Source organism: Pseudophaeobacter flagellatus (genome assembly GCF_021228235.1).
Lineage (GTDB): Bacteria > Pseudomonadota > Alphaproteobacteria > Rhodobacterales > Rhodobacteraceae > Pseudophaeobacter > Pseudophaeobacter flagellatus.
The window spans coordinates 95,145-109,039 of the sequence record NZ_JAJQRG010000002.1 but is presented as its reverse complement, the minus strand read 5'-3'; the positions used below and the strand labels follow the sequence as shown (position 1 = coordinate 109,039).

The window sequence follows — 13,895 nt, the reverse complement described above, 5'->3', positions numbered from 1 at the left end:
GCGGAAAATCGCTATTGTTGAGTATCGTAAAAAGGGCTCTCTTTTCCGGTGCTTGTCGTGCGTTCCGCCCCGGTTTTCTGCGGGCTAAGAGATGCGGAAATTGTCACCCAGATAGACCCGGCGGACGTTTTCATTTTCAACCACTTCCGCGGGGCTGCCGGACATCAGTACCTGGCCGTCATGCAGGATATAGGCGCGATCCACGATCTCTAGGGTTTCGCGTACGTTGTGATCGGTGATCAAGACTCCGATCCCGCGCTTCTTGAGATCGGCCACCAGATGGCGGATATCGCCAACCGAAATTGGGTCAACCCCGGCAAAGGGTTCATCCAGAAGCAGGTATTTTGGATCGGCGGCCAGGCAGCGGGCAATTTCCACCCGGCGACGTTCGCCCCCTGAAAGCGCCAGGGCCGGCGCCCGGCGCAGGTGCTCGATGGAAAAATCCGACAGCAGCTCTTCTAGACGTTCGCGGCGTTTGTGGTCGTGTTTGACGGCAATATCCAGCACTGCCATGATATTGTCCTCGACCGAGAGGCCGCGAAAAATCGACATTTCCTGCGGCAGATAGCCAATCCCCAACCGCGCGCGACGATACATCGGCAGGCTGGTGACGTTCTGACCATCAATGGTCACGGTGCCGGCCTCGGGAAAGACCAGCCCGGCGATGGCGTAAAAACTGGTAGTTTTGCCCGAGCCATTTGGCCCCAGCAGCGCCACGACCTCGCCGCGATTCAGCGACATCGACACATCTCGGATCACCACTTTTTTGCGATAGCTTTTGCGGAGTCTTTCGATGCGCAGGCCAGAGGAGCCTTCGGTGAGGTGCAGGTCAGGGGTGCGGGGCATTAGTTACTGTCGTCCGATTCGGAGCTGGGGTTCAAAATGGTTTTGACACGCCCTGCCATGCTAGCGGTGCCGGTGGTCAGGTTGACCACCATCCGCTGCGAGGTAAGCGAGCCTGCCCCCTGGTTCAAAAGGACATTGCCTGTCATCACGATGGTACCCTGGTCGATGCTATATTCCGCCTTCTCGGCCTCGGCGGCATCCGGGCCGCTGACCAGCAGCACATCGCCCGTGGCTTCCAGTCGTTCAATGCCGCGCTTGCCGGTGTCGTCGGTTTTGTAGATCACCAGAACCCGAGCAGCTGAAAGCCGCATAACGCCCTGTATGATCAACACATTGCCAATAAATTCCGCCGAGCCATCCACCTGGTTGACTGCCAGCGTATCCGAAGTGACCTCAACCGGCTGCGATGGATCTGCCTTGACCGAGCCAAAGGCAACAGACGCGGTTTGCGCCGCCACCGGCAGTGCAAGAAACAGGCTGGTCATCAGGGCAATCAATAAACGGCACAAATGGGTCAAGGATCTATCTTTCCAATTTTTAAGGAGCGTATACCAGCTTGACGCCTTTGGTGAAGAGTAGATGCACGGGCCCGCCAATAGTTTCTGAGGTGATCTCCATATGGCCAGCCGTCAGATCACCAAGCGCGCTGGTCGCCCGAATGGCACCGGGGCTTTCGGCCTGCACCCGGCTCAGCTGCGTCTTGAGCGCCTCTGTCGTGACCACCATGCCATCGGCGGTGGTCAGTTCGACATTGCCGATAAAGCGGGCCAGATCCTGATCGGGATGCACTGTGCCGCGATCGGAACTCAGCGTCAGCCGACCTCCGGCCACCATGCGAATCTCGGCCTCAAGGCCGCTGGCGATCACCGGTTCGTCCGCCTTGGCGCGGGCCACGGTTGCGATGACCTCAATTTCATCGCCCTGCGCGGTAGAACCGGAAAAGAACGGCGCCGTTACCTGCTGGCCGCGCAGGCGTTCCTCTATCTCGCGGTCGGCAAAGGGGATGACCGCCTCGGTTTCGGCACCGCGCGAGATCATGAACAGCGTCGATAACAAGGCCAGTGCCGTCAGGGGCAGCAGCACTTTGAGATAGCTTACGGTGCGCGAATATGGATCCATGATCGGGTTCCCCTGCGACTATCCAAGCCCGGCGCGCAGGCAGTCGTGAATATGCAACAGCCCCTCGGCGCGCTGGCCCTTATTGGGGTCAATGGCAAACAGACAGGTGATCTTGTGCTGGTTCATGATGGCCACGGCTTCTTCGGCCAGGGCATCGGGGGCGATGGTGGTTGGCTGCGTGGTCATGACCTCGGCAGCCTGTTTTTGCAGCAGCCCATCCATGTGGCGGCGCAGGTCGCCATCGGTGATGATGCCCAAGATCTGGCCCGTGTTATCGGTGACGCCGACGACGCCAAATCCCTTTTGGCTGATCTCGATCAGGGCTTCGGTCATTGGGGTATCCTGGCGGACCAAGGGCAGGGCATCGCCGCCATGCATCAGATCGCGCACCTTGCTGAGCTGGGCACCCAGCTTACCGCCCGGGTGAAAGTCGCGGAAATTTTCGGGTCTGAAATCGCGGTGTTTCATGATGGCAATTGCCAGCGCATCGCCCATGGCGAGGGTCAGCGTGGTGGAATTGGACGGCACAATACCGTAGCCGCAGGCCTCGCCCATGGCGGGGATTTGCAGCTGCACATCCGCCTGGGTCATCAGGGTGCTTTCGGGTTTGCTGGACAGGCCAATCAGCGGAATGTTGAAGCGCCGGGTAAAGGCCAGCAGATTGGCCAGCTCCGGCGCTTCGCCAGAGTTGGAAATTGCCAGCACCACATCGCCCTTGGAGAGCATGCCCAGATCACCATGGCTGGCCTCGGCGGGGTGAACAAAATAGGCCGGGGTGCCGGTGCTGGCCAGGGTGGCGGCAATCTTGTGGCCGATATGGCCGGATTTGCCGATGCCGCTGATGATCACCCGACCAGTGGCCGCCAGGATCAGCTCCGCCGCCGCTACAAAGCGGTGGTCAAAGCTCTCGGCCAGGGCGTCGAGCGCGCGGGCTTCGTCGGTAGCAACCTGACGGGCCGTGGCGAGGAATTTATCTGAGGAGGTCATGAGTGTGCAAAAATATCCGTTTCGGGCCATCCAGCGAGATCCAGTTTGGCACGCATTGGCAGAAAATCAAAACAGGCCTGGGCCATTTCCATGCGGCCTTCGCGCTCTAGCCGCTTGTTCAGCGCCTCACGCAGGCGGTGCAGGTACAAGACATCCGATGCAGCATAGTCCAGTTGCGCATCAGTCAGGGTCTTGGCACCCCAGTCGCTCATCTGTTGCTGTTTGGAAATGTCTACTCCGATCAGTTCTTGCGTCAGGTTCTTGAGCCCGTGGCGATCCGTATAGGTGCGCACCAGTCGGCTGGCGATCTTGGTGCAATAGACCGGTGCCGTCAGCGCACCAAAGGCATGATACATGGCGGCAATATCAAAGCGGCCAAAGTGGAACAGCTTCAGCGTATCGGGGTCTTGCAGCATGGCGCAGAGATTGGGCGCCTCGGTCTGGCCCTTGGCCACCTGCACGATATGGGCATTGCCATCGCCATCCGACAGCTGAATGACGCAGAGCCGGTCGCGGTGCGGGTTCAGCCCCATGGTTTCGCAGTCGATCGCCACTACAGGGCCAAGTTTGAGATCATCAGGCAAATCGTTTTGGTAAAGATGGTTGGTCACGGAGGAAATCCTTTGCCGATAGGGGCTGCGCTGGACCTGATCTGGGGTCCTGGTGTGGGTCTGAAGGGCGCGACAGGCGTCCCGCGTGTCTGCACGCCTGCTTGAAATAGGAGGAATGGCGCGCGAACTCAACTGCTGGACCGCGCTGGCGATGATTAAACTGATGATATGGCAGAGTAGGGAGGGGCGGCTGTCGCTTGTCCCCGGCTGGCGCAATTGCCGGTCGCATCATGGTCGATGCCGGTCAGGATGAACCGGAAACAACCGGATTCGCAGGGGCGCGGTGGCCGTAAATATTGCTGCAACGCAGAGAAAGCAGCCGTTCCGTGGCCCAAAGCGGTGAAAATTCGTCTCAAAACCAGCGTCCAGCGAAAAATTCGACCTGAAAATAAATTTTATGCTTGAAACAAATCGAAATATGCATCTGCATATATAGTAATCAATAACACCAACAGGGATGACTTCGCATGAATCAGACGGACACGCTTGCCGCACTTGCCTCCGGACTTCTGGATGGGGGGATCAGGGTTGTCGATTGCTCCGCCCCGCTGGGGCCGGACACCCCGCTGTTGAAACTGCCGCCCGAGCTTGCCGATGACACGCCCAAGATCGAAATTCATCAGATTTCGAGATACGGCGACCGTGGGCCGTTCTGGGCCTGGAACTGGCTCAAGCTTGGTGAACATTCGGGAACGCATTACGACGCGCCGCACCACTGGGTCACCGGCAAGGACTATCCCGATGGGTCCGTCGACACGATCGATCCGCAAAAATTCATGGCCCCTGCAAATGTCATCGACTGTTCGGCACAGGCCGCCGAAGACAATGATTTCCTGCTGACCAAACAGGGCGTGCAGGACTGGGAAGCCGAGCACGGAGAGATCAAGGCGGGCGAATGGGTTCTGATGCGCACCGACTGGGATCAGTACAACCACGACGAGGACAAGTTTCTCAACACCGATGAGAACGGCCCCCACACCCCCGGCCCCTCGGCAGACTGCATCGAATACCTGATGGAAAAGAACGCGCTTGGCTGGGGGTCTCAGTGCATCGGGACCGACGCCGGACTCGCGGCAAGTTTTGAACTGCCCTTCCCGGCCCACAACCTGCTGCATAAGGCCAACCGCTATGGTCTGGCCTCGCTGACCAATCTCAAGGAGCTGCCCGCCAAAGGCGCCATTGTGGTCACAGCGCCGCTGAAGATCGTCAACGGAACAGGGTCTCCGGTGCGCGTTCTGGCGCTGGTTCCGGGGGCCTGAAAATATGTCACCTGCCACTGAATTTGACGTTGCCATCATAGGTACGGGCATCAATGCGCTGACCTCTGGCGCCCTGCTGGCCAAGGCGGGAAAGCGCGTGGTGTTGCTGGAACGTGAATCCGTGGCAGGTGGCTGCATGCGAACTGAACCTCTGGGCGACGGCGTGATCCATGACCCTTTGGCGACCACATTGGTCCTATGGGTGACCGGAGCTGCGCATGCGGCCCTGGGCGACGATCTCATGCGCCACGGCGTCGAATTCTGCGCCACCAAAACGCCCACTGGCGTGCTCCTCCCCGACGGTCAGGCGCTGGTCTACCAGATGGATCGTGCCGCCAATGTTGCGGCCTTCAACGCGGCAGCAGCGGGCGACGGCGACCAGCTTTCTGCCGATTTGGACGCTTTCGGCGGCAAGGCTGAGCTGCTGTTCGGCCTGATGGGCGGCGATCCATGGTCCCGCGCAACTGCCAAGCTGCTCGGCAAGGAGGCCTGGAAACGTGGCCCCCACGGGCTTGCCGCAACCATGGGTGAATCGCTGACGTCGATGCGGGGCTGGCTGGAAACCTCGTTCCAGTCCGAACTTGCACAGGCGCTCTGGGCGCCGTGGTGCCTGCATGCGGGCCTTGGACCGGAAGCTGCCTTTTCCGGACAGATGGGACAGATCATCGGCTTTGCCCTCGAAGCCGCCGGTGCGCCGATCGCCAAGGGCGGCATCGCGTCTATGGTGCAGGGCCTGTGCGCGATCATCGAGGAAAACGGCGGCACCGTGCGCACCAACGCCGACGTCAGCCGGATTGAGCAGACCCGCGGGGCGGTCACTGGCGTCACCCTCGCCAACGCGGAGTACATCGCGGCGCCATCCGTACTGGCCTCGGTCACGCCCCATCAGCTCTACGGCACGCTGCTCGAGGGAGAGAGCAAAGCAGACGACCTGCGCCGCTATCGTTATGGCAAGGGGAACTTCCAACTGCACTATGTACTGGAGGGGCCGGTGAACTGGCGCACACCGGAACTGGACAAGGTGCAGCTTTTGCATCTCACACCCGGATTGGACGGGGTCTCCAAGGCCGGAAACGAGGCCGAACGCGGTCTGCTGCCGGAGGTGCCGACAATCTGCGTCGGCCAACCCTGCGCCGCCGACCCGACACGCGCGCCAGAGGGGAAATCCGTGCTCTGGCTGCAGATGCCCGAAGCCCCGCGTCACGTCAAAGGCGATGCCAAGGGCGAGATTTCGGTGCCTGACGACGGCACCTGGACGCCAGAGCTGCGCGAGGCATTTGCAGATCGTGTCGAGCAGATCCTGGCGAACCACATCGACGGCTTTGCCTCAAAGGTCGTGACACGGCGGGCCATTTCACCTGCAGATCTGGCGGGCATGAATGCGAACCTCGTGGGCGGCGATCCCTATGGCGGGGCGTGCTCGCTGGAACAGTTCTTTCTCTGGCGCCCCTTTGCGGACAGCAAACGGCACACCACCGGGGTGAAGGGCCTTTATCACATCGGGGCATCGACCCATCCGGGGCCCGGCCTGTCCGGTGGCTCAGGCTATCTCGTGGCGAAGGAACTTGGCGCATGACAACCGGCCCCGATCATCTGGAGGAGTTCACCCCCTATCTGATGAACCGCATCATGGCGCGATACAACAAGGGTGTTGAAGAGGCCCTGAAGGAGGTTGGAATAACGGTGGCGCAGATGCGCGCGCTGGCCGTGCTGACCGAGAGCGGCCCCTGCACCATCAATACCCTGTCGGTGTTGACGGTTATTAAGCAACCAACGCTGTCGCGTACGCTGGACACGATGGAAACCGCCGGGTTGATCCGGCGCGAAGCAGACAGCAAAGACAGCCGCATCCGCCACATCCAACTGACCGAGACCGGGCGTCAGGTCCACGAGACTGCCTGGCCCGCCATGCTTCAGATGCGGGAGGTCATGCTGTCGGCGCTTTCTACAGACGACAGAAAGATGATGAACGATCTGCTGCTGCGCGTTTTCTACAGCATCCGCCAGCACGATTTTTGAAAGGCCTCAACGGCCCAGCCCCAACCAGGGGCAAATTGATGTCATCCGCACCGCGCGCGTGGCCAAGTTTTCCGACATGGAGGCACGACGACATAGCGTTGTCCCCCTCCAGATGTCGGTCGTTACGACCCAAGGAGACCACCGATGGCTGAACGTTCCTTTGCCAAGGAAGTCCAAAAACTGAAACAGGGAGACGGAGAGACCTTCTCAGGCGAAGGGATCCTCGCCATTACCAAGGCGCTGCTGGAAAACGGCGTTGGATATGTCGGGGGCTATCAGGGCTCGCCGATTTCGCATCTGATGGATGTTCTTGCAGATGCACAGGAGATCCTCGGGGAGCTGGGCGTCCGTTTTGAAGCCTCTGCCAGCGAGGCCACGGCAACCGCGATGCTGGCGGCATCGGTGCATTATCCCATTCGTGGTGCGGTCACCTATAAGTCCGTGGTGGGGACCAATGTTGCCTCCGATGCGCTGTCCAATCTGGCCTCGGGAGGCGTAACCGGCGGTGCCCTCATCATCGTCGGCGAAGACTACGGCGAAGGCTCTTCGATCATGCAGGAGCGCACCTACGCCTTTGCCATGAAAAGCCAGGTCTGGATGCTTGACCCGCGCCCCAACCTGCCCTCGATCGTTGCGGCAGTTGGGGATGGCTTTGAGCTTTCGGAGGCCAGCAACACACCAGTGATGCTGCAAATGGGCATTCGCTCCTGCCATGTGCACGGCTCCTTCGCTGCCTCTGACAATCGCCGCCCCGATATGACGGTGAGCCAGGCTCTGGAAAGCCCGCGCCGGGATCTTGAGCGGATCGTCCTGCCCCCCGCCACCTATCTGCATGAAGCGGAGAAGCTGACCAAACGCAAACCCGCGGCTGAGCGCTTCATTCTGGAACGCGGCCTGAACGAGCGTTTCGGACAGCCATCGGGGAAGGTCGGTCTGATCATTCAGGGCGGGACCTACAACACGGTGATCCGCGCGCTGAACCGTCTTGGCCTTGCCGATCTCTATGGCGATACCGATCTGGATATTCTTTGCCTCAACTGCGTTTACCCGCTGGTCGACAGCCAGATCCTTGACTTCTGCGAAGGCAAGGAGGCCGTCCTGATCGTCGAAGAAGGCCATCCCAACTACATCGAACAGCAGATCGGTCACATGCTTTACAAGGCAGGCAAGCGGGTCACGCTTGAAGGCAAGGGCATGTTGCCGATGGGCGGCGAATACACCGGGCAGGTGATGCTGGAGGGTCTTGGAGCCTTTCTCACGGCCCATGCGCCAGAGCTGATGCCTGTCGCTGCGGTGACCACGAACGAAGAACCAGTCGCGATTCCGGATCTCTCAGAGGTTCTGCCCGCACGTCCCCCGGGGTTCTGCACCGGCTGCCCAGAACGGCCCATCTTTGCGGCAACAAAACTGGTCGAGCAGGAACTGGGTGAGCACCACATTTCATCGGACATCGGCTGCCATCTGTTTTCGATCATGCCGCCCTTCGACCTCGGCGCGACGACCATGGGATATGGGCTCGGCCCGGCCTCGGCTTCGGCGTTTCACAATGAAGACCCGCATGGCCGTCGCTCCATCTCCTTCGTCGGGGATGGTGGGTTCTGGCACAATGGCCTGACGTCTTCTGTGGGCAATGCGGTCTTCAACAAGTCCGACAATGTGATCGTGATCGTTGATAATTTCTATGCTGCGGCGACCGGCGGGCAGGACATTCTGTCATCTCGCGCAGACAACAAGACCAAGCAGACGCAGAATTCCATCGTCGAGGCCTGCCAGGGCATGGGCGTCAAATGGATCCGACAGATCGACAGAACCTATGATGTCACCAAGGTCCGCGACACGCTGAAAGAGGCCCTGACAACGCAGGTTGCAGGCCCAAAGGTCATCGTCGCCTCCTCTGAATGCATGCTGAACCGGCAGCGCCGGGAGAAGCCGCTGCTGGCCAAGGCCACCAAGGAAGGCAAGCGCACCGTGCGGCCACGCTTTGGCGTCGACGAGGACATCTGCACCGGCGATCACGCCTGCATGCGGCTTTCGGGCTGCCCGTCCCTGTCGGTCAAGGATACCGGAGATCCGCTGCGCGATGATCCGGTCGCAGCGATCGATCAGACCTGTGTGGGATGCGGCAACTGCGGCGAAGTCGCCGATGCCGCCGTGCTCTGCCCGAGTTTCTATCAGGCCGAAATCGTATCGAACCCCACCCTGCGCGAAGGCCGCAAGGCGCGCAGGAGCCAGAAGATCATCGATTGGCTGCAACGCAGGCGTGACGCGAAACGCGTGGTCTTTGCCTGAAGGATTTGACGACATGAACATTCAAGACACCTCGATTGCCGCCCGCCGTTCGCCCAGTGCAGACGGTGAAAAAATCATCACACTGGCGGCGCTTGCCGTTGGCGGCCAGGGCGGTGGCGTCCTCACCAATTGGATCACCGCCGTGGCCGAGGCCAATGGCTATCGCGCTCAATCTACCTCGGTGGCGGGTGTGGCGCAGCGAACTGGGGCCACGATCTATTACGTTGAAATGTGTCGTGACACCGGCCGTATGCCGGTCTTTGCCCTGTCGCCCGCCGAGGGGGATGTGGACATCCTGATCGCATCCGAGTTGATGGAAGGCGGTCGCGCCATCATGCGCGGTTTTGTGACCCCGGGACGTACCACCTTGATCGCCTCGACCCATCGCATTCCTGCGGTTGCGGAAAAAACAGTCCCCGGGGACGGGCGCGCCGATGGTCACAAGGTGATCGAAGCCATGGGCATCGCCGCCGATCATACGGTGGCCTTCGACATGGAGGCGCTGGCAAAATCCGCCGGCTCGATGATCTCGTCCTCGCTGCTGGGCGGGCTGGCCGGATCTGGTGCCCTGTCCTTTCCCAAGGAGAGCTATGAAGAGGTGATACGCGCCTCTGGCCGGGGCGTGGAGGCCTCGCTTCGGGCCTTCAATGATGCCTTTGACTGCGCCACCGGCAAGCAGCAACCACCCCAGCCCGAAGCGGTGACGAAGCAGATCGAAACGCTGCATGTGCCGTCCCGCCATCAGGCCAAATGGGCGCAACTGCAATCGCGCCTTGCCGCCTTGCCCGCCGCGGCCAAGGACATGGCGGGATTGGGGTTGACCAAAGTGGTGGATTATCAGGATCTTGCCTACGGCGAACAGTATATGGACATGGTCGAAGCTCTGGCCGTGACAGACAGCGCGCCGTTCGAGATGACCATTGCCGGGGCAAAATACTGCGCCCGCGCTCTGTGCTATGATGACATTCTGCGGGTCGCCGACATCAAGACCCGCGCCAGCCGGATGACCCGCGTGCGCGACGAGGTTGTGGTTGGTGACGACCAGGTGTTGATGGTGACCGAGTATTTCCATCCGCGGTTTGAAGAATTCACCACGACACTGCCCGGCTGGCTTGGCAAACGGCTGCGCAATTCATCCCGTCTCGAAGCTTTCTACTCGCGCTATCTCGACAAGGGACGCCGGATCAGAACCGACCGGTTGGGCGGGTTCCTGATGCTTTGGGCGGTGTCCGCCCTGCGCCCCTGGCGCCGGGCCCTGCTGCGGCATGAGACAGAGATGGCCCATATTGATCAGTGGTTCGCCACGGTGACGGATGTGGCGGGGCGTGACCGTGCTCTGGCGACGGAACTTTTGGCCAACTATCGGCTGATTAAGGGATATTCCGACACACATGTGCGCGGGCATTCGAAATTCGCCCGGATCATGCAGGCGCTGCCCCTTCTGCAGGGGCGCCCCGATGCGGCGGACTGGATGCGGCGTCTGCGCACCGCCGCCTTGGCGGATGAGTCCGGGGCGCAGCTGGAGGGTGCGTTGGCCACGGTCCACAGTTTCGCCGGCGAAGCTGCATGACCGGCCCCATTCACATCATTGGTGCCGGGATCAACGGGCTGGTGGCCGCCGCGGATCTGGCAGCGCGCGGGCGCAAGGTTCAGGTCTGGGAGCGCGGCCCCACCCCCGGCGGAGCCGTGCAGACCAAGGAACTGACACTGCCCGGCTTTCACCATGACGTGGCCGCCATGAACCTCTCGATGTTTGCGGGCTCCGGCTTCATGGCGCGCCATGGCGAGGAGATGGCCCGTCATGGGCTGGAACTGGTGTCGGTTGATCGCCCCTTTGCCCAGGCGATGACGCCGGGCGATTTTGTCGGCGTGTCGACAGATATCGAAGAAACGCTGGCGAGTTTTCACAGTGAGCAGGACAAAGAAACCTGGCAGTCATTGATGCGCGAATTCCCCGAGAAGGCCGCGGTGATCGGTGGGCTTCTGGGGACGCCGATGACGCGGGCGGCCCTGTTGAAGTTCGCTTGGCGGCAGTGGCGCAGCCTGGGGCTGGGCAAGATGACTGATATCGCCCGCCTGCTGATGACCTCGCCGCGCGACTGGCTGCAGGATACGTTCGAAGATCCCCGATTGCATTGCTCCTTTTCCACCTGGGGATTGCATCTGGATTTTGCGCCGGATGTTGCAGGCGGGGCCATATTCCCGTTCCTCGAGGCCCTCGGCGGGCAGGCGCAGGGCATGGTGATCGGCAAGGGCGGAGCGGCAACGGTCACCGATGCCCTCGTGCGGATGATCGAGGCCCATGGCGGCAGCGTCACCTGCAATGCCGACGTGAGCAGCATTGCGCACGACCGCGGCGCCGTCACGGGCCTGACCGTCAACGGTGATCAGATCGCAACGGATACGGTACTGGCCGGACTGGCTCCGCGTCATCTGTCCACCCTGATGGGCGACAGCGGCCAGGATCGCTTTGACGAAGGTCTGAAATCCTTCCGCCATGCTCCCGGAACCATGATGATCCACCTTGCTCTGGATGGGCCAGTGCCATGGGTCGCCCCCGAATTGGGTCGCTATGCCTATGTACATGTCGGCCAGTCCATCGACGCCACGGCGCAGACCTATCAGCAGGCCATGGCCGGTTTGCTGCCGGACAGTCCGGTGTTGGTGATTGGGCAACCTTCGGTCTTTGACCCGACACGCGCGCCGGAGGGCAAACAGACGCTCTGGGTGCAGGTTCGCGTCCTGCCTGCGGATATCGCAGGGGATGCCAAGGGCAAGATCTCCGCACGGGACTGGGATCAGGCCAAAGCGCCATTTGCGGCCCGCGTGATGGATCAACTGGAAGCGCAGGCACCGGGATTGCGGAGCCGAATTCTCGCCCAGACCGTGGTGTCGCCGAGAGATCTGGAAGCCGGCAACCCCAACCTCGTGGGCGGCGACCAGCTGTGCGGCTCGCACCATCTGCGGCAGAATTTCCTGTTCCGCCCAGTGCGTGGGTTCGCCGACGGCACGACCCCTATCAAGGGGTTGCACATGATCGGAGCAGCTGTCTGGCCAGGCGCCGGCACCGGCGCCGGTTCAGGGTTTTTCAAGGCACAAGACCTTTGACCGCCCTGCGGTCGCCCCTGCCCGCATGGGCAAAAAATAAGAAATAAATTGGGTCGAAACAGGCCCGCCAACAGGAGAGAAGACATGAAGAATATGAACCGTCGCGGTTTTCTAGGCACCTCAGCCTTTGCCACCGCTCTTGCGGCCTCTGGGCTGCCGGTGATCGCCCAGAACGGAGGCGATCTGACCATTGCCTATAACGTGCCTGTGCAAAGCTGGGACCCGACCACCGGCCCGGCTGCGGTCAACCCGGTGCTGCAATCCATCTACCTGGCGATTTTCGACCGCTTTGTCGGCCAGAACCCGGATCTGAGCTTTGACGCTGGTCTGCTGACCGACTGGGGGTTCAGCGAGGACAAATCCCAGATCCACATGACCGTCCGTGACGGGGTGACCTGGCAGAACGGGGATCCGCTGACCCCGGATGACATCGTCTGGTCGCTGACCCGTGCCGCCCAGGCCGAGACCGGAAACCCGATGCAGTTTGTCTGGTCCAAGATTGGAAACTTCCGGACCGAAGGACAGACCATCACCGCAGATGTGATCGAGTTCGAACCGGCCTTGTTCAAATGGATGGCCTTCCTGACCGCCTTTGTTCTGCCCAAGGACTATTACGAAAGCGTCGGCTCCGAAGGGTTTGAAAAGGCACCGATCGGATCTGGCCCCTATATGGTGGATACATTCGAGCCGGGCGCCTACGTCCGCCTGAAAGCCTACGACGGCTATTGGGGCGCGGCCCCGGAGTTCTCCACGGTGACGATCAAGTTTGTGACCGATGCGACCTCGCGCGTGGCCGAGGTGGAATCCGGCAACGCGGATATCACCACCAATATGCCCTACGAAGACTACGATCGCCTGATCGCCAAGGACGGCCTGTCCGGTCAGGCGGTGCCGATCACCGATATCGGCATGATCTTCCTGAATGACGTCGGGCCGATGCTGGACAAGAACGTCCGCCTCGCGGCCCATCATGCCATCGACAAGGAGCTGATCATCGACCGGCTCCTGAAAGGCTACGGCGTGCCGCTCTCCACCCTCGAAGTGCCTGGCTATGCCGCCTTCGACGACAGCATCACGGTGCCTTACGATCCGGAGCGTGCCAAGGCGCTGCTGGCGGAGTCAGGGTATTCCACGGACAATCCGGTCAAATTCACCATCCAGACCACCAAGGGCTTCAAACCCAAGGATTATGAAATGGTGCAGGCCATTGTGGGACTGTGGCGCCGCGTCGGTATCGAAGCCGAAATCGAAGTCTACGAGATCGCCAAGCATTACGAGTTGCGCGCCACGGACCAACTGGCACCAGCGGCTTTCTACAACTGGGGCAACTCGATCGGTGATCCGTCGACATCGACAGGATTTTCCATGTTCGGCCCCTCGCCCCATGCGGTTTGGGACACGCCGGATCTGGTGGAAAAGATCGGCCCGCTGTTCGTGGAAGCCGACGAAGAGAAGCGCATCCAAGGCTATAAGGACGTGTCGCGTTACATTGCAGAAGAGGGCTATGTGATCCCGCTTCTGCAATATGTGATGCCCATCGTCTACCGCTCGGATCTGAACGTCACGGCCTATACATCGGGCGACTTGCTGCCCCAGGCCGTGACATCCGTCTGATCTGTCAATTTCCTGCCGTCGGCCAGATGTGGTCGGCGGCATT

12 protein-coding genes are annotated in these 13,895 nt (G+C 60.9%); 7 read left to right on the top strand and 5 right to left on the bottom strand.

Annotated features, from left to right (window positions below; genetic code table 11):
- Nucleotides 1–84: 84 nt before the first annotated feature.
- The 5 genes from lptB to LRK71_RS04015 are packed head-to-tail and all read right to left on the bottom strand — an operon-like array spanning nt 85 to nt 3,563.
- The gene (lptB, locus tag LRK71_RS04035; protein ID WP_232401283.1) at nt 85–846 is read right to left on the bottom strand and encodes an LPS export ABC transporter ATP-binding protein; all 762 of its coding nucleotides are present in this window, start codon (nt 844–846) and stop codon (nt 85–87) included.
- Nucleotides 846–1,331, bottom strand: coding sequence for an LptA/OstA family protein (locus tag LRK71_RS04030; protein ID WP_232401282.1), 486 nt, complete (start codon nt 1,329–1,331; stop codon nt 846–848). The genes lptB and LRK71_RS04030 overlap by 1 nt, the downstream gene beginning before the upstream one ends.
- 52 nt (nt 1,332–1,383) lie before the next feature.
- Entirely contained in the window at nt 1,384–1,965 is a 582-nt protein-coding gene (gene lptC / locus LRK71_RS04025; protein ID WP_232401280.1) for an LPS export ABC transporter periplasmic protein LptC, read from the bottom strand.
- An 18-nt stretch (nt 1,966–1,983) separates the two neighbouring features.
- Nucleotides 1,984–2,952 (bottom strand): KpsF/GutQ family sugar-phosphate isomerase, encoded by a 969-nt coding sequence (locus LRK71_RS04020; protein ID WP_232401278.1) that lies wholly within the window; start codon nt 2,950–2,952, stop codon nt 1,984–1,986.
- Complete coding sequence (locus tag LRK71_RS04015; RefSeq protein ID WP_232401276.1) at nt 2,949–3,563, bottom strand: ribonuclease D; 615 nt, start codon at nt 3,561–3,563, stop codon at nt 2,949–2,951. Before LRK71_RS04015 ends, LRK71_RS04020 begins: the two co-directional genes overlap by 4 nt.
- A 467-nt stretch (nt 3,564–4,030) precedes the next feature.
- On the opposite strand from LRK71_RS04015, the gene LRK71_RS04010 reads away from it, so the two are divergent.
- The 7 genes from LRK71_RS04010 (at nt 4,031) to LRK71_RS03980 (ending at nt 13,852) form a co-directional block, all read left to right on the top strand.
- Entirely contained in the window at nt 4,031–4,822 is a 792-nt protein-coding gene (locus tag LRK71_RS04010; protein WP_232401275.1) for a cyclase family protein, read from the top strand.
- A 4-nt stretch (nt 4,823–4,826) separates the two neighbouring features.
- Complete coding sequence (locus LRK71_RS04005) at nt 4,827–6,398, top strand: phytoene desaturase family protein (RefSeq protein ID WP_232401274.1); 1,572 nt, start codon at nt 4,827–4,829, stop codon at nt 6,396–6,398.
- Complete coding sequence (locus LRK71_RS04000; RefSeq protein ID WP_232401273.1) at nt 6,395–6,841, top strand: MarR family winged helix-turn-helix transcriptional regulator; 447 nt, start codon at nt 6,395–6,397, stop codon at nt 6,839–6,841. Before LRK71_RS04005 ends, LRK71_RS04000 begins: the two co-directional genes overlap by 4 nt.
- Nucleotides 6,842–6,985: 144 nt before the next feature.
- Nucleotides 6,986–9,130: a thiamine pyrophosphate-dependent enzyme gene (locus LRK71_RS03995; protein ID WP_232401272.1), complete on the top strand. Its 2,145-nt coding sequence runs from the start codon at nt 6,986–6,988 to the stop codon at nt 9,128–9,130.
- A 13-nt stretch (nt 9,131–9,143) separates the two neighbouring features.
- Complete coding sequence (locus tag LRK71_RS03990) at nt 9,144–10,700, top strand: indolepyruvate oxidoreductase subunit beta family protein (protein ID WP_232401271.1); 1,557 nt, start codon at nt 9,144–9,146, stop codon at nt 10,698–10,700.
- Nucleotides 10,697–12,238 carry a phytoene desaturase family protein gene (locus LRK71_RS03985; protein WP_232401270.1) on the top strand — a complete coding sequence of 514 codons (1,542 nt, stop codon included), beginning with the start codon at nt 10,697–10,699 and terminating at the stop codon, nt 12,236–12,238. The genes LRK71_RS03990 and LRK71_RS03985 overlap by 4 nt, the downstream gene beginning before the upstream one ends.
- A gap of 84 nt (nt 12,239–12,322) precedes the next feature.
- The gene (locus LRK71_RS03980; protein ID WP_232401269.1) at nt 12,323–13,852 is read left to right on the top strand and encodes an ABC transporter substrate-binding protein; all 1,530 of its coding nucleotides are present in this window, start codon (nt 12,323–12,325) and stop codon (nt 13,850–13,852) included.
- The last annotated feature ends 43 nt before the right edge of the window (nt 13,853–13,895 follow it).